Origin of the sequence: Pseudorhodoplanes sinuspersici (assembly GCF_002119765.1) — a bacterium.
Taxonomy (GTDB): domain Bacteria; phylum Pseudomonadota; class Alphaproteobacteria; order Rhizobiales; family Xanthobacteraceae; genus Pseudorhodoplanes; species Pseudorhodoplanes sinuspersici.
On record NZ_CP021112.1, the window covers coordinates 4984006 to 4999828 of the forward strand.

The following is a 15823-nucleotide window of genomic DNA, read 5'->3' on the forward strand; positions in this document are numbered from 1 at the left end:
GCTTATGCTGCAGGAACGCGAAAATAGAAAAAAATTTCCATGTTGTGGAAAGTCATTGTGCGACAATCACAGGACATGCCTCAGATCGCGCTCGCCGGCTCGCGTTTTGTCTCGCGCAGGATCAGATAGAGATTGCGCAAATACACGAACAGCCCGAGCGCCTGACCGGCGATGAAGACCGGATCCTTTCTGTACAATGCATAGATCAGCAGCAGCGCGCCGCCGCCGATTGAAAAGAACCAGAATGCAACGGGTATGACGCTGCGCCCTGCCCGTTCCGAGGCGATCCATTGCACCACGAAACGCGCAGTGAAGAAAAACTGCGCCATGAATCCGAGCAGCACCCACCAGTCAAGATTATTGACGAACACGTCCTGCAGGTAGGTCCCGATCGCACGCGACAGATCGACCAGCATCGCCTTTCAGCTCCCGTATTGTTGGAATCGCCTTGCGCCGGCGGATCAGCCACCAGACGCCGGCAAGATCGAGAAGCCCGACCCACAGGCGATTCCACATCCCATATTTCGACACGCCATGACGGCGATCGCGATCGATGACGTCGACATGGGCGATCTCGTAGCCTTCGCGGCGCACCAGCGCCGGCAGGAAGCGATGCAGGCTGTCGAACACCGGCAACATCAGGAACAGCGCGCGCGGGAAAGCCTTCAGCCCGCATCCCGTATCCGTCGTACCATCGCGAAGGATTGCCGCGCGCACACCATTGGCGATCCGTGACTGTATCTTCTTGAACAGCGTCGCCTTGCGGCCGAGCCGCCGTCCGGCGACAAGACCAAGCCGCGGCATGCCATCTGCGAGAGCCTGCGCCATCTCAAGGATAAAGCGCGGATCGTTCTGCCCATCACCGTCGAGCGTCACGATGATCGTGCCGCGCGCCGCGCGAACGCCGCTCACCACCGCGATCGATTGGCCGCTTTTGATGTCGTGCGCGATTGGCCGCAATTCCGGATAGAGATTGCCAAGCCGGTCGAGCTCAGCCTGCGTCGCATCTGTCGAAGCATCATCGACATAGACGATTTCGAATGCGCTTTTCCCGCGCAGAGCCGACACGATTTCGGCAGTCAGTTCGGCAAGATTATCGGCCTCGTTGTGTACCGGCACGACCACTGAAATATCGAGGTCGTTCTCAACCGTTGCCAGACGAAGCCGGGTCACGATCGTGCCCTCGCGTCTGCTTCGGGAAAGCCGGAAACGGTTGACTTGGTCGCGGGCCGCCTCCAGAGGCGCATCAAAACACCGGCGAAATCGCGCAACTGCGGACCGGGTTTTGCGTAAACATGCCCTGTCGCATCGACAGCAAAGACCCACCGGCGGGCGGCGAAATAATTGCGGATCGCGAGCGCTCCGAGCGTGCCGATGGCAGCGCCGACCAGGACGTCGGTCGGATGATGCACGACGATGATCAGGCGCGTTGTCGCAATGGCCACGGCAAAGGTCCAGAGCAGCGGCCGCAGCCGTGGCCACAATGCACCGAATGCAATCGCGATCGCAAAGGCATTGGTCGCATGCCCGGACGGCATGCTGCCATAGACATATTCGGGATACGCCATCGTGCCGAACAGCAATTCGCGGAAGTAGGCAAACGGCACATAGAGAAAAACGTCGTCCTGTCCCAGCGCAAAGGGTCGCGCACGACCGATCAGCGGCTTGAGAATAGCGGCCAGCAGGCCTGGCAACGCGACCGCAACCAACAAAAATGTCAGTCGCATTGAGACTGCAGACAGCGTGAGCCGGTCGAAACGGCTCACCGTCCGCGCGCCTGCGAGGAGGCAAACAAGCAGAAGCCCGGCAATCGGCCACAGCAGCCAGCCGGATTTCCCGTACCAACTGATCTGTCCGGAAAGATTCACCAGCCAGCGCGGCAAGTGGCGCGCCTCGCTGACGCTCCAGGCATCAAAGGAGAATTTCACCGCGACGATGCAAACGATGAAAGCTATCAGCGAGGTCAGCAACGTCGTCCGTGTCGGCCAAACGCAGCCATATTCGAATGCGCGCCGTGGCTTCTGCAGGGCCGCTGCAAGCAACGAAGTCAGAATGGCCTTGCCCTGATACACGCTGTGCTCCAATCAGAATAACTGGAACAGCATTGTTGAGTGACAGGGACGTGACGGTCTCCACCGCCCTAAAGCATGGCGCCGAAACGTCTGACGCGTTTTTCGAAATGCGTCATCTGGACGTCACAAATTCCCCAACGACTTGTAGATCGTCAGAGTGATGCGGCCGCCACTACCGAGATTATAGCCTTTGAATTGCGACACCTTGGTATAGCGAAGTCCGATCGCCTCGGCCCGTCGTGCGAAGGTGCGATCCAGCGAGGATTCAATCACGGCAAAGCGGCATTTGTGATCTTGCAGGAAATCGGCGGCCCCAGCAGCGCCGGTCAGCAGAGTATCCGTGCCGGCAAGGAAGACGAGACTAGGCTCCCGATAGCCTGCGGCGGCAACCTTGGGATCGGAACATTCCGCCGTGCGCACGGCTTGTGCGATTGCGACACTGGGGAACAACATGGCCAGCGACGGCAGCACCGACCAATAGACCGCGATCGCAAGCAGCACGGAGGTCACGGCCGCGCGCAGCATCGAGCGCTCCGGCCCGTCGACGAAATAAAGCCACCACGCACGAAAGCCGAACACCATTGCTGCGCCAAGGAACGGCCAGGCCGGCCAACCGGGATAGCCCTCATAGCGCAGCAGCAGCACCAGCGACCCAACAAAGAAAAGGACCGGAATCGCGAACCACCAGAAGGTGCCGTATTCCATCCATTTCTGACGTGACAGGGCCTGCTGATCGATCGCCATGGCAAGCAGGATCGCGATCGCTGGATAAAGCGGCAACACGTAATGCGGCAGCTTGGTGATGACGAGTTCAAACACAATCCAGGCCGGTACCAGCCAGGCCAGCAAGAACTTGACCGGCGTCTCCCACTTCTCGCGCCACACCCACGGCGTTGCCATGCCGGCCAGGATCGACGCCGGCCAGAAGGTGATGAAGAACAGAACGACGTAATAGCCGGGCGGCGCGCCATGCGATTCCTGACCGCTGACCACTTTGGCCAACAAATCGCGCCCTACAGAATCCGACAAGAATGTCCCGCCGGATCGGCCAATGATGGCGATGAACCAAGGCAGCACCAGAAGAAGGAAGATCGGAAGGCCGATCAACGGCCGCAGCCTCGTCAACCACCCAGCCGAACGATCGATAATCGCCAGCGTTACGACCGGCAAACCGATGAAGAGCAGGATCAGCGGTCCCTTCAACAGCACGCCGGCAGCCAACGCTGCCCAGAACACGATCGGCCATATTAGACCGGCGCTCTTCTCCCGCTCGGCCGGCGGCTCCAGATAGGTGTGCGCCAGCACGCCGATACACAGCAGCACCGTCAGCAGCAGCATCGCATCAGTCTTGGCGAGACGAGCTTCGACCCCGAGCAGGATCGATGACGCCATCATCACGGCGGCGAGGATAGCGACGCGCCGGTTGGCGAAAGCCAGCGCAATCCAGAATGTCGCGATGACCGCCCCAACCGCTCCAATGAGCGAGGGAATGCGATAGACATAAATGCGGGTCTGCATATCGCGGGTGGTGACTGCATCCGCAATCTTCAGAGCGGCCGCCTGCAGCCAGTAGATGCCGACCGGCTTTTGGTAGCGCACCTCGTTCTGGAAACGGATATCGACATATTCACCGGAGGCGACCATCTGCTTGGTCGCCTGCGCGAAACGGGCTTCGTCGCGATCGATCGGCGGGACTTTCGAATAGCCCGGCAAGAAGGCGATCAGCGCGAACGCAAGCAGAATCCAGATCGCACGCCGGTTGCTCTCGGCCGCGTAATCCAGAATCCCCGAAAGTCCCCGCCGCCAGGCTTCGCCTGGTCTACCGCTTACGAAGTCGCTCATGCCCCAACCGCTTTCAAATCGCGCGGGACCATAGAGCATGAGGCCGAAAAGTGCGAAGCGGTTTTCGGCAGACATCATGCTCTAACGTATTAGAATCGATCACGTTTTATGATCTTGGATCGCGTCGATCCAGAATCATCGTGATCTAGGGAAAAACCGGACGTGCGCAAAGGAAAGGGCTACTGCAACCGCACCAACACGCTGTCGGCTGCGCCTTTTCCGTCAACAACCGTCAGCCGGACGAAACCCGGCCCGTCCGGATGGAAGAAGACGGTCCGGCCGCCCGAAATCCGCTGCTGCGGGACGCCATTAACAAGGATCGTCAACGGTTCGGCGCCACCCGAGATTTTCAGGGCGACCGGCTCAGGTCTGCTGCCATTCGAGGCGAGTTCAAGCCGGGCGCCGTGAGGCGGAAACATGATGCGGACCTGCTCGCGTTTGCGTCCCATCGTCCCGTCGGGGCTGAAGCGCTGCAGCGGTAACGGCAGTTTGCCATTGGCCGCGAAGATCGCGCCCTTTGGCGCCGGCGGCAGCAGCGCTGGCAGGTCGCCGAGACGCGCAAAGGCATCGAACAGGATCGGGGCGGCAGCCGTACGGCCGAGAATGCCAGGCACTGGCACGCCATCCGGCCGGCCAACCCACACGCCGATGGTGCGCCGTCCATCGAAACCCACCGCCCAGGCATCGCGATAGCCATAGGAGGTGCCGGTCTTGAAGGCGATGCGATTGCGGGCGGCATTCTCCGGCGGCGGCGTGCCGAGGAGGACATTGCTGACATACCAGGCTGCGACCGGATCGAGCAGGCGCCGCGGCGGCCGCGCCAGCGCAACGTCCGCCTTACGCTCGACCAGAGGGATGGTCGACCCCTGCCGCGCGAGGCCGGTATAGAGCATGGTGAGATCGGAGAGCGTCACGCCAACACCACCAAGGCCCATGGCGAGACCCGGCACCTCGCCCTTCGGCAAGGTCAATTGGCCACCAGCCTGTGTCAGCCGCGCCGTGAGCCGCGAGGCTCCGACACGATCGAGCAAGGCCACCGCCGGGACATTGAGCGACAATTGCAGCGCCTTGCGAACCGGCAACGTGCCCTGAAAAGTCAGATCGAAATTCTCCGGCGCGTAATTGCCATAGCGCACCGGCTTGTCGTCGATCAGCGTATCGGGATGGACGACACCGTCTTCAAACGCGAGACCGTAGATGAACGGCTTCAACGCAGAACCCGGCGAGCGCAAGCCTTGCGTCATGTCCACCTGCCCGGCCCGATGCAAATCGAAGTAATCCGCCGATGCCACCCGCGCGAGGATTTCACCGCTCGCGTGATCGACCACCAGAATGGCGATCGATACGTCGGCACCGAATGTCGGCGCACGCTCGCGCGCCAATATTTCAAGCGCCTGTTGCATGCGTGCGTCGATAGTCAGTTCGTGCCGCTTCTGCTGCGGCAAAGAGAGGACGACCTGATCGGCCGCATGTGGCGCCAGCGCGGGCATCGACTTGCGAGAGGTCGGTACGGGGTCCTTTTTTGCCTGAGCGATTTCGTCTGCCGGAATGCCGACGTCATCGGCGATGCGATCCAGCACCCGGTCGCGCGCATGTTGTGCCCGCTCCGGCGAGCGATCCGGCCGCCGCGCTTCCGGCGATTGCGGCAAGGCGACGAGCAACGCCGCTTCGGCACGCGACAAGCGTTTCGGCTCCTTGTCGAAATAAGCCAGCGAGGCGGAGCGAATGCCTTCGAGATTGCCGCCATAGGGCGCAAGTGACAGATATAGCGAAAGAATTTCGTCCTTGCTGAACTTGCGCTCGAGCTCGATGGCGCGGACCATCTGCTTCAGCTTGGCCAGCAGCGTGCGCTCTTTGCGCGGCTCGAGCAGACGCGCGACCTGCATCGATAAAGTCGAGGCGCCGGAGACGATTTCCCCATGCACAACAAGCTGCCAGGCCGCGCGCGCCATCGCCAGCGGATCGACGCCGTAATGCTCGTAGAAACGCTTATCCTCGTACGCGATCAGCATGGCGAGGAAGCGCGGATCGACATCCTCGGCGCGTGCTTTCAGCCGCCATCGTCCATCCTCGGTCGCATAGGCGCGCAGCAGCCGCCCCTCGCGGTCGAGCACCTCAGTCGAATAATCGATGGACGCCGTGTTCACGAGCGGCGGCAGCGTCGCCGCCCATATCGCGAAGGCCAGCATGGCGCAGGTCAGCGCCGTGCTGGCGATCGCCAATATGAGCCGGCCATATCTCATTTCGCGGCCGACACCGTGAGCGTACCGGTACCCGTGCGCCCGAAGCGGTCAGGACGATACATGTCCTCGACATAGGCCTGCGGATGCACATAGGTGCCGGGCGATACCGCGCGCACCACGTAAGCCACCGTGAAGATCCCCGGATCCTCCTTCTTTCGGTTGAAGGCCGCGGTGAAGCGATCATCGCGGAATTCGGCATGGGCCGGTTGCTGCGCCAGCTGGATCCAGTTCAACGTCCCGGTCTCGCCGGACGAGACGAGACGCGGATTGTCGATCTCGAACCCGGCCGGCAGATAATCGGCAATGATGATCCGCCCGAATTGCGGCTGCTGCTCGGTGATCTTCAGCACCACGGCGTAGCGGTCATTCTGCTTCGCCTTGCTGATATCGGCCGCCTCGCCATCAAGCGTGAAGTAATTGCGCTCGATCTTGAAGCCGCGTTCGGCCGCAGGGTCCGGCACCAGCGGCGAACCGCTCACCGAGACGACGGCCTGCAACGGTTCCTCGCCGGTATTGGCAACCTGTAGAGGCGTCGTCTGCAGCGCCGCCGCATTGACGCTGCGATAGAGTGCGCCTTTGCGGGCCTCGCCATTCACTGTCATCGATACGCCGGCTGTATCCTTGGCAATGGCGCGCGCGGCCAGCACCAGCCAGGCATTTTCCTGCGTCGAGGTGTAAGGCGAGAGCGCCCTCGCCGCCTCGACGCGGGAGACCGCACCGGTCACGGTCGGACGCGGCGCATTGCCTTCCGACGCGAGCGTCACCAGTGCCGCGGCATCACGCAACGCCGAACCGTAATCGACGCGGCCGAATTCAAGCTTCGGCTGCGGCGAAATGCTGTCGAGCGCCGCCTGGTAGACGCGGTCGGCCCGTGTCTTGTCACCCAGCAAGCCGAGCGCCGCGGCGATCTGTGCCTTGGCAATCGGGGTCGCGACATCCTTCAGCTTGGTATCGGCGATGTAGCGAAGGTCGCCGAGCGGCGCCGTGCCATTGCGCGCGAGAACATACAACGCATAGGCCAATTCGCGGCCGCCATCTTTGGATGGCTCAGGTGCGATCGCGATGTTGTTGCGCAGACGATCGAGTGCCAGTTTGAACGCCGTGTCCGGCACCGCGAAACCGCGCTCGCGCGCTCTGGTCAAAAAGTCGGTGACATAGGCGTCGAGCCAGGGATCGTCACCGCCGACCGACCACAAACCGAATGCACCGTTGCTGCCCTGGCGGCCAAGCAACCGCTCGATCGAGTCACGGATGCGCTGGTCGGCATCGGTATCGAGCGCCAGCCGCGATGAAGCGGCCAGATCGTTGACATAAAGCAGCGGCAGCGCCCGGCTGGTGATCTGCTCGGAACAGCCGAACGGATAACGGTCAAGCGCTTGCAAGATTGCGGCCGCGTCGAGCGCGGTCGACGCACCGACCGACAGCGCGACGCTGCCGGTCCCCGGCACAAGGTCGGCGAACAGATCATCGGACAGCGTGATGCTCTCGCCCCTGGCGATCTGACGCACCGTGCGGCGCGTCGCCACCTGCGTCGCCGGACGCACATTGAGCAGATAGTCGCGCGCCAAGGTGAAACCGTTCGGCCCGGCGACACTGACATTGACCGTCGCGACACCTGCGCCACCGGCGACAAGTGGCAGGGTGACGGACTGGCGCTGTTTGGCGCGCAAGGCCAGCGTCTGCGTGGCATGCTCGCTGACATTGGCCGGACCGTCGGTCTTCACAGACAGCACATAATCGCCCGCCTGCCCTTCGACATTGTCGAGATCAATATTGAGCGTCGACTTGTCGCCGGTATTGAGGAAGCGCGGCAGCGTCGCCGTCACCACCACCGGATCGCGGATGATGACGTCGCCGGTCGCCTTGCCGACGCGGTCACGGCTCCACGCCACGCCCATGACGCGGGCGGTGCCGGCAAAGGCCGGAACGTCGAACTCCACCTCCGCTGTTCCGTTCGGTGCCACCTGAACGATACCGGAATAAAGCGCGAGTGGCTTCTGCACCGGAGGCGAGCCTTCGAGCGCACCGCCGCCATCGTCACCGCCGGTGCGGATCGCACCGCGCGTCCCCTGCATGCCGTCGATCAGCTGACCGTAAAGGTCGCGCATCTCCGCGCTCAGGCGGCGCTGGCCCAGGAAGTATTCATCGGGTGCCGGCGGCTTGTAGTTGGTGAGATTGAGAATGCCGACATCGACCGCGGCGACGACAATACGCGCCTCCTCACCCGGATTGAGCCCCGACAGTTTCACCGGCACCCGCAATATCGAATTCGGCCGGATCACCTGCGGCAGCGACATGTCCATGCCGAGCGTGCGCGCGGCCTTGTCGATGCCGAACCATTGCACGCCGATGGCACGGCCGGGCATGCGCTTGGCCGTCGCGTCGAGCGGACGCCGCAGCGTCGCAACCATGTAGGCGCCATTGCCCCAGTCGCGGCCGACCGGCACCTTCAACTGGTTGAGGCCGGCTTTCACATCGGCATTGACGGTCGCCAGCATGCGATCGCCAACGACGTTCAACGTCACACGGCCATCGCTGCGCGCGGTGACGGCGACATTCATCGTCTCGCCGGCACGGTATTCCAGCTTGTCGAGCGCGATCTCCAGAAGATCCGGTGTGTCGGCGCCGGCTTCGGCATAGAAGCCTGCATCGAACGATACTGTCGTCACCGGGACGTTCTTGTCGTCGGTCGAGACTTCGAGGCGATAGCGGCCCCACGTCACAGGCAGCGAGAGGCGCGCAGGCTGGCCATCGGCCACGTCGATCCGGCCATCAGAGATGCGGCGGGTCGATTTCACTGCCTCGTAATTCCAGTAGCCGTTCTGCCGATACCATTGATAACGGCTGTCGACTTTCAGCAGTTCGTAACGCAGACCGGTCTTGGCGAGGCGCTTGCCTTCCGGGTCCACCAGCACGACATCGAAATTCGCGTTATCGCGCTCGCCCAGCGAGCGGCCGGAGAACAGCGGCTTGACGCCGATCATGTCGCTCGCCGGTGTCACCGGCAGCGTCAGCTTGCGTTCGACAGCGCGGCCCCCGGATTCAGCCAGGCGGACATTGATCTGCGCTTGCAGGAGGCGTTCGGTCGTCGGCAGCTCGTCAATGGTCGCTTCGAAGGTGGCTTTGCCGTTGTCGTCGGTCTGCGGCAACCCGCCCAGAGGCTCCTGCTGCGTGTTCACCTCTTCGCGCGTGTCACCGAACTGATAGCCCGGAAAGCCCGGACGCTCCTTCGCGGCACTGACGATGATTTCGCCTTCAAGACCGAGATGGGCCGCCGGTGCCCCATAGAGGAAACGGCCATTGAGCGTGATCTCAGCCGGTGCGTCCGGCGAAATCTTGCCGGCGGGTGCAGCCAGATCGAACTCAAGGCGATCCGGCACATAGTCTTCGACCATGAACGCCGCTTCACCGACAGCCGGGCGTTTCGGATCGGTAAAGGCCTTCACGCGCCAGGTGCCGGTCGACGCCGTTGTGGCGATCGGCAGATCGAGCGAGCGTCCGCCGATACCCTGATCGGGCAATGTCACGCGGCGATATTCGACACCATCCGGCCGCTCGACCACGAGCGTGACCGGCACGCCGCCTGCCGCGGCGGCGCGGGCATCGCGCAGCAATGCGGTAATATGCACGGTCTCGCCGGTGCGATAGACGCCGCGCTCGGTATAGACAAAGGCATCGAGCCCTTCGGGCGCCTTGCGGCCAGCGACACCACGATCCGACAGATCGAAGGCTGGCGATTTCAGACTGAGAAAGGCGTAATCCGCCTTGTCGCTGGCGACGATCAAAGCCGGCGACAGACCGCCCTCGCCGCGCGTCAGATTGGCTTCGAAATACGCCTGACCATTGGCATCGGTGCGCTTCACCGCCAGCACTTCGTTGCTGCGCGACATCAGCCGCACTTCGATCTGGCCGATCGGTGCGGTCGAGGCAAGCGAGTTCAGCGAGACATGAATGCCGTCATTGCCCGAGAACGCCGACAGGCCGAGATCGGAGACGATGAACCATTGCGTGGCGAGCGACGAGAAGTCCTCGCCCGGCGCGGCATCCGTCGGTTCCGCCACCATCACATAGACGCCCGGTTTCAGTTCGCCGAGCGCCTGATCGATCGGGAATGCTGTCGTCACTTCGGCGTTCAGCGGCGATTCAAGCGCAAGCTCGCCGGTCCAGACCTGCATGCCCTTCTCATCGCGCAATTGCTCGGCGTCGTAGCGTGACAAGGAGCGCTGGAAGTCGCTGCCAAGCACCGTATCGATCAGGTTGCGGTCGCCGACCCGGTAGATGTCGACCTTCGCCGCCTTGCTGTTGACGCTGACCAGGGGAATGCCCTGCTGGCCGGTACGCGGCAGCACATAGGATTTGCCGGTGAAGCGCACGAGCGGCTTGCGGTCGCGGACATAGACGGTGAAGTCGGCGGCGCGTGCGAGCGGCTCATCGACGCTCGACGGCAGGCCGGCGCGCAGTGTTACGGTATAGCGTTCGCCGTGCTTCAGCCCTTCGACGCAAAGCTGCTTCTCGTCGGCGGTGAGCGCCGGCTTGTCGATACCCGGCACGGACACGAATGGCGCAAAATCGGTGCGCTTGCCCGGCAGCGTTTCGGAGAACTGGAAGCACGCGCGCGGGGACGCGGCGTCGGCGTCAACCGTGTAATCGAGCAGCCGGAAGCCATGCTCCTCACGCAGCTTCTCGTACTGGGCGCGAATATCCGCCACCTCGCGCAGATCGAGCGAGAATTTCAGCGCATCGAGCGCCGGCCGCCACACGCGGCGATCGGCAAAGGACCGGCCGATGATCTGCAACGCTTCGGCCTGCACGGCCTGATCATCCGAGCGCTCATAGGCGATGTAGCCGGCGGTCGCCGCGCGTTCGAGCAGCAGCACACGCTCGCGATCATTGACGGGACGGATCTGCGCGACGCTGCGGGCAAGACGCAGCCAGCTTGTGGCATCGTCCGAATCGACAGACACGATCTGACCCAGCAATTGCAGGCCGGTCCGGAAATCGTTCTTCTTGAAGGCGTCTTCCATCTCACGGCGAAGCTCGGCCGCGGGCTTGGTCACCTGCCCTGCATCATTCCTGATTTGCACCTCAAGCCGGTTGGCCGCCAGTTCGAGGTCGTCGCGTTTGAAGGCCCTTTCGCCATCCTGCGCCACGGCTGAGGTCATAACGGACGGGATGCAGACGAAAGCGAACAGCGCGGCAAAAAGGCCGGCGCGGGCGAGCACAAACATGGGCGAATTCCTCCTTCCCGGACGGCGAGTATAAGCCGGCGGGTGTCGTTCAGTCGGTGATAAAGGTGTCGGACTCGTGACGCAAAAGCTGGACTTTCCCGCACCCGCCGATCACATCCGCGGCATTCCGACCTGGAGCCTTTCCCGGCTTTGATGAAATCAAAGCCGGGGCTCTAACTTTTTGTTTTGGCGCGTTTTCTCCACGCGAACCGGTGCCCACGTCGCTCGAAAACGCTCTAAGCTCGCCTGGGAGGGGGATATTGGTCGCACCAAGCCCGGCCAGGGTTCAAAAACCTCTATTCAAAAAACCGCCGTCCTGCATTATCCCCTTGTCTCGGCTGGTTAATCGGTCTGTGCCAATCTCGAACTGGCGTGCCGGACCAAGCACCGCTATGTGTCTGCATCCAAGGTCTTGTTGCCACCAAGGCCCCGTAGCTCAGTTGGATAGAGCAGCCGCCTTCTAAGCGGCAGGTCGCTGGTTCGAATCCAGCCGGGGTCGCCATGCCTCCGATTCGGACTATCTTTAAGGCTGGGTGGCAAGCCAAAGGATCGTTGTCATGAACATTCGCACCGCCTGCCTGTCCGTTGTCGCGGCGGCCACGGTCGGCCTACTCTCTGCCGGCCCTTCGGCGGCCGGATCGCACACCGGCATTCAGATTCATGAGATGTCGGCGGCCCAGCAGCAACAGCACAAGCGACAGGTCAGACGCTACGCCAAGCCGCCCGCCGCGTCATCCTACGCCTATCGTCCGCCTGTTTATCCTGCGCCGCGCTATGGCCGCACGGCCGATCCGTCGATTGCGCCGAACGGGCTGCCCTATCAGCGGCCGAACTACTGGGGCGACTGCGTGATCGATGACGGCTATGGACGCTGGTCGGCCTGCTCGAGCCGCTGAGGCAGCGCGCATGGCGGCGCGTTACGGCGTGTCATTCATGTCATTGATGGTGACGATCTCGTAGCGGAGATTGTCCCCCTCACCGCTTTGCCGCAGCCACATATTGTGGCTGCCATCGCCCACCATCACGCCCTGCCAATTCTCGAAGACCTTGTCAGGCTCCTGCGCAAGAATCGCCGCGCGGAGTTTGTCGCTGACGATGGTCGCGTAGTTCCGCACGAAATCGGATCTGTTGCGAATGATCGTCGCGATGCGTCCGTGATGCCGCAGCGGATACTGGATGTGATCTGCGAGCCATGTGCGGTTGTCCGCGCGGACAGCCTTCTGCAATTCGCGCACGAACGCAAATTTCGGCGCGCCCTCCGATTGCGCCTGCGCGCTGCTCGCAAACAAGCAAAGCAGCAACGAAAGAGTTGCGGCATTCCGGACAATTTTATGCATCAAGGCATCTTTCGGCGGCTGGACGGTGTCGCAAAGGCTCATCCTTTCAGGAGACCATATTTGCAGGGCTTTGGCGTAAAAACGCGCAACTGAAGATTAATGCCTTCGCCATTAGATGCAGCTTACATCGCGGTAATCTAGAATCAGAATTCATGTCGGCTTCGTCTTCCACACAAGTCTCGCAAGGTTCGGAAAGTGTGGTGGATGTACGCACGGCCCTGTGCCTCATCTGCGATGAAGAATCGAGTATCCGTCATTACCTGTCGCTGATCATGCAGGGCGCCGGCGTCGATGCACAGGAATTCGCAGATGGCTCTGCGATGCGGCACGTCATCAGCGAGAAAACCGTCGATCTCGTTGTCCTCGATATTCCGATGGATGTCTCGGATCCCGTGGCAACCATCAATGCGCTGGCCCAGAACGGCTTCAAAGGCGCAGTCCAATTGATCAGCGCCCGCGGCACGGCGATGATGGAACAAGTCCGGCAAGTCGGCGAACGGGCCGGCCTTCGCCTGTTACCGCCACTGAAAAAGCCGCTGGCGATCGCGACGGTCCAGAAAATCGTGAAGGACCTGAAAATCGGTCTGCCACCAGCCGTTGCGGCCCGCATCCGCCTTGACGAAGCCCTGGCGAATCACTGGATCGAGTTCTGGCACCAGCCGAAAATCGACCTGCGACGCAAGCGGCTTGCCGGCGTCGAGGCGTTTCCGCGCGTGCGTCATCCGCAATACGGCGTGTTGATGCCCGAAACATTCATGCCCGGCGCACAATCACCCGAAATCGCCAAACTCGCCGAATTCGCGATCGTCAGCGCCATCAGCACGCAGCAGCAATTCTCGACGCTCGGACTGCACTTGCCGGTCTCGATCAATGTCGATGCCGCGATATTGTCGGCGCTTCCCGTGGTCGATATCGTTCGCAGTGTTTGTACCGATATCGACGCTTGGCCGGGTTTGGTCATCGACATTCCCGAAGTTCAGATCGCCTCGGACATCGGGCTGGCCGTCGCGCTCGCGCAAAAGTTTTCGGCGATCAAGATCAAACTGGCGATCGACGATGTCGGACGCGCGCACGCCAAGCTTGCAAAAGCGGAAGCCGCGCCATTCGCCGAATACAAGCTGGATGCCATGTTCGTCGCCAATTGCGCCGACGACAAGATCAACACGCCGATCTGCAAAAACGTGATCGGACTTGCAAAGCGCTTCGGCGGCAGCGTTGTCGGCAACGGCTTGGCCAAAGCGGCCGACAGCCTTGCCCTGCAAAGCATGGGCGGCCAATTCGGCCAGGGACCTTTGCTCGGTCAGCCCATGTCAAAAGAGCGATTCGCGTCGCTGCTGCGCCAACGCGGCGCGACCGAGGAGCGCAGCCAAAGCGCCGCCTGAGCTGGAGCGTTTTCGAGCGGAGTGGATACCGTTCGATGAAGACTGGATGCGCAAACCGGCGAGAGGTCGGCAGGCCCGGTATTATGGCGCAAACGCCACAAGCCTTACTTGCCGCTGCAGAATCGCGGCGTAGCTCATTGGTAGAGTTGGCGGTCGGTAACCGTCAGTTAGTTGGTTCGATTCCAATCGTCCCCGGTTCTGTTCTTACCGGCTATCCATATTGTAGACGTTGTCGGGAATGCTAACGTCACGGGCCTTTATCCGCCAGCGGCGCCTGTATTCGTGGAGTGTCCACGGCGTCTTGGTCGACTCGCAGAATATAATTGGCTTCTCTTCGGGAAACTTGCTTCGGCATGAAGTTGGTTGAGAGTGTGAAGGGCCTGCTTTGAGGCGATTTCGGCTCTGGGCATGCCACATAGGATGATGCCACATAGGATGACAAAGTGTGTGACTCACACACGCTTGTGGCGTTTGCGCCATAATACCGGGCAGGCCTCTATTCTCTCATTCCGTGAAAGGCGGCTTCTCTCAAGCGAGGAATTCTCACCTCCGATGTCGATCACTATCATTCCGCAGTGAGAACATCGATCGTTTCGAGAACGGAAAAGAATTTCATGCAGCTCTACCATCTCCCGCTGTCGGGGCATTCGCATCGCGTCCGACTGTTTCTTTCGATCATCGGCGCCGACCATAAGTTGATCGAGGTCGCACCCGAGGCGATCCGCGAGCCGGAATTTCTCAAGATAAATCGGTTCGCACAGGTTCCGGTCCTTGTCGACGGCGATGTCATTATCGCTGATTCCAACGCGATCCTGATCTATCTTGCGAAGAAGTTCGGCAAGACCGACTGGCTGCCGGAGGACGCGGCCGGCGCGGCAGCGGTCCAGAAATGGCTTTCGGTGGCTGCGAATGAGATTGCGAACGGGCCCTGCGCGGCCCGCTTGATCACCGTCTTCAAAGCACCGTTGAATGCCGAACAGGTCATACTGACCGCGCATAAGGTGCTGAAGAATGTCGACGACGCGCTTATCGGACGGGACTGGATCGCGCTCGATCGCCCAACGATCGCCGACGTCGCGCTCTACAGTTACATCGCGCGTGCGCCAGAAGGCAATGTCGATACGGCTCGCTACGAGCAGATCCGGTCATGGCTGTCCCGCGTCGAAGCGCTGCCAGGCTTCTTCCCGTTCGTCGAGACCGCGGCCGGCCTGAACGCGAAGTAGTGGGCTAGTGAGTCCACTGCCCGCGGCGCTGAAACGCGAAATTATCCGCATAAGCCATCGTGCGCCTTACCGGCTCCTGCGGTTCGGATACCTGATAAGGGATGCCATGGCGCTCGCAATAGGCGACCGCCTCTTCCCGCGTCGCAAAGCGCAGGCGCACCTGGCTCTTCATATCGGTCGATGAGGTCCAGCCCATCAGCGGCTCGACCACACGCGGCGCCTCGGGCTCGAAATCGAGCACCCACAGCTTGGTCTTGGCCGTACCCGATTGCATGGCGGTTCGCGCCGGCTTGTAGATGCGTGCGGTCATGGCGGTCTCATGGTCCTCGATACGGGACTGGTACCCGATTTTGGCAAAGCGCTGCAAGGCGGGCTTTGGTATGGTGCGGAACGTTGGCTCCATCAAAGTTTTTGACATTTTCCGGACGTTTCGGCGCACATTCCGGCGAGAATCTTTCTGCATTCCACGTGTTGGGCGGGCACTCCGCCGGGCTGT

The 15823-nt window shown here is 61.7% G+C and carries 11 protein-coding genes and 1 tRNA gene; 4 read left to right on the forward strand and 8 right to left on the reverse strand.

What is annotated here, in order from left to right; genetic code table 11:
- Nucleotides 1-80: 80 nt before the first annotated feature.
- From CAK95_RS24230 to CAK95_RS24255, 6 genes are all read right to left on the reverse strand, one after another.
- Nucleotides 81-416: a lipid-A-disaccharide synthase N-terminal domain-containing protein gene (locus tag CAK95_RS24230; RefSeq protein WP_086090246.1), complete on the reverse strand. Its 336-nt coding sequence runs from the start codon at nucleotides 414-416 to the stop codon at nucleotides 81-83.
- Nucleotides 358-1173, reverse strand: a complete 816-nt coding sequence (locus CAK95_RS24235; RefSeq protein ID WP_245303509.1) for a glycosyltransferase family 2 protein — start codon at nucleotides 1171-1173, stop codon at nucleotides 358-360. The genes CAK95_RS24230 and CAK95_RS24235 overlap by 59 nt, the downstream gene beginning before the upstream one ends.
- Nucleotides 1170-2072, reverse strand: a complete 903-nt coding sequence (locus CAK95_RS24240; RefSeq protein ID WP_157699725.1) for a phosphatase PAP2 family protein — start codon at nucleotides 2070-2072, stop codon at nucleotides 1170-1172. Before CAK95_RS24240 ends, CAK95_RS24235 begins: the two co-directional genes overlap by 4 nt.
- A 123-nt stretch (nucleotides 2073-2195) precedes the next feature.
- Nucleotides 2196-3914 carry an ArnT family glycosyltransferase gene (locus CAK95_RS24245; protein ID WP_086091634.1) on the reverse strand — a complete coding sequence of 573 codons (1719 nt, stop codon included), beginning with the start codon at nucleotides 3912-3914 and terminating at the stop codon, nucleotides 2196-2198.
- A 179-nt stretch (nucleotides 3915-4093) separates the two neighbouring features.
- Nucleotides 4094-6157, reverse strand: coding sequence for a penicillin-binding protein 1C (pbpC, locus tag CAK95_RS24250; protein WP_086090248.1), 2064 nt, complete (start codon nucleotides 6155-6157; stop codon nucleotides 4094-4096).
- The gene (locus CAK95_RS24255; RefSeq protein WP_086090249.1) at nucleotides 6154-11385 is read right to left on the reverse strand and encodes an alpha-2-macroglobulin family protein; all 5232 of its coding nucleotides are present in this window, start codon (nucleotides 11383-11385) and stop codon (nucleotides 6154-6156) included. The genes pbpC and CAK95_RS24255 overlap by 4 nt, the downstream gene beginning before the upstream one ends.
- Nucleotides 11386-11810: 425 nt before the next feature.
- Here CAK95_RS24255 and CAK95_RS24260 point away from each other — a divergent pair.
- Both CAK95_RS24260 and CAK95_RS24265 read left to right on the forward strand, forming a co-directional pair.
- Nucleotides 11811-11887: transfer RNA gene (locus tag CAK95_RS24260), tRNA-Arg, on the forward strand.
- 55 nt (nucleotides 11888-11942) lie between these two features.
- A complete protein-coding gene (locus CAK95_RS24265; protein ID WP_086090250.1) occupies nucleotides 11943-12281 on the forward strand; it encodes a hypothetical protein in 339 nt (112 codons plus the stop codon).
- A gap of 21 nt (nucleotides 12282-12302) precedes the next feature.
- Here CAK95_RS24265 and CAK95_RS24270 read toward each other — a convergent pair whose 3' ends face one another.
- Entirely contained in the window at nucleotides 12303-12722 is a 420-nt protein-coding gene (locus tag CAK95_RS24270; protein ID WP_183044178.1) for a hypothetical protein, read from the reverse strand.
- A 152-nt stretch (nucleotides 12723-12874) separates the two neighbouring features.
- Between CAK95_RS24270 and CAK95_RS24275 the strand changes: the two genes are divergently transcribed.
- Both CAK95_RS24275 and CAK95_RS24285 read left to right on the forward strand, forming a co-directional pair.
- A complete protein-coding gene (locus tag CAK95_RS24275) occupies nucleotides 12875-14104 on the forward strand; it encodes an EAL domain-containing response regulator (protein WP_198343759.1) in 1230 nt (409 codons plus the stop codon).
- A 614-nt stretch (nucleotides 14105-14718) separates the two neighbouring features.
- On the forward strand, nucleotides 14719-15327 hold the full coding sequence (locus tag CAK95_RS24285) for a glutathione S-transferase family protein (protein WP_086090253.1): 609 nt from the start codon (nucleotides 14719-14721) through the stop codon (nucleotides 15325-15327).
- 4 nt (nucleotides 15328-15331) lie between these two features.
- On the opposite strand, the gene CAK95_RS24290 is transcribed toward CAK95_RS24285, so the two are convergent.
- Nucleotides 15332-15637: an ETC complex I subunit gene (locus tag CAK95_RS24290; RefSeq protein WP_086091635.1), complete on the reverse strand. Its 306-nt coding sequence runs from the start codon at nucleotides 15635-15637 to the stop codon at nucleotides 15332-15334.
- Between the last annotated feature and the right edge of the window lie 186 nt (nucleotides 15638-15823).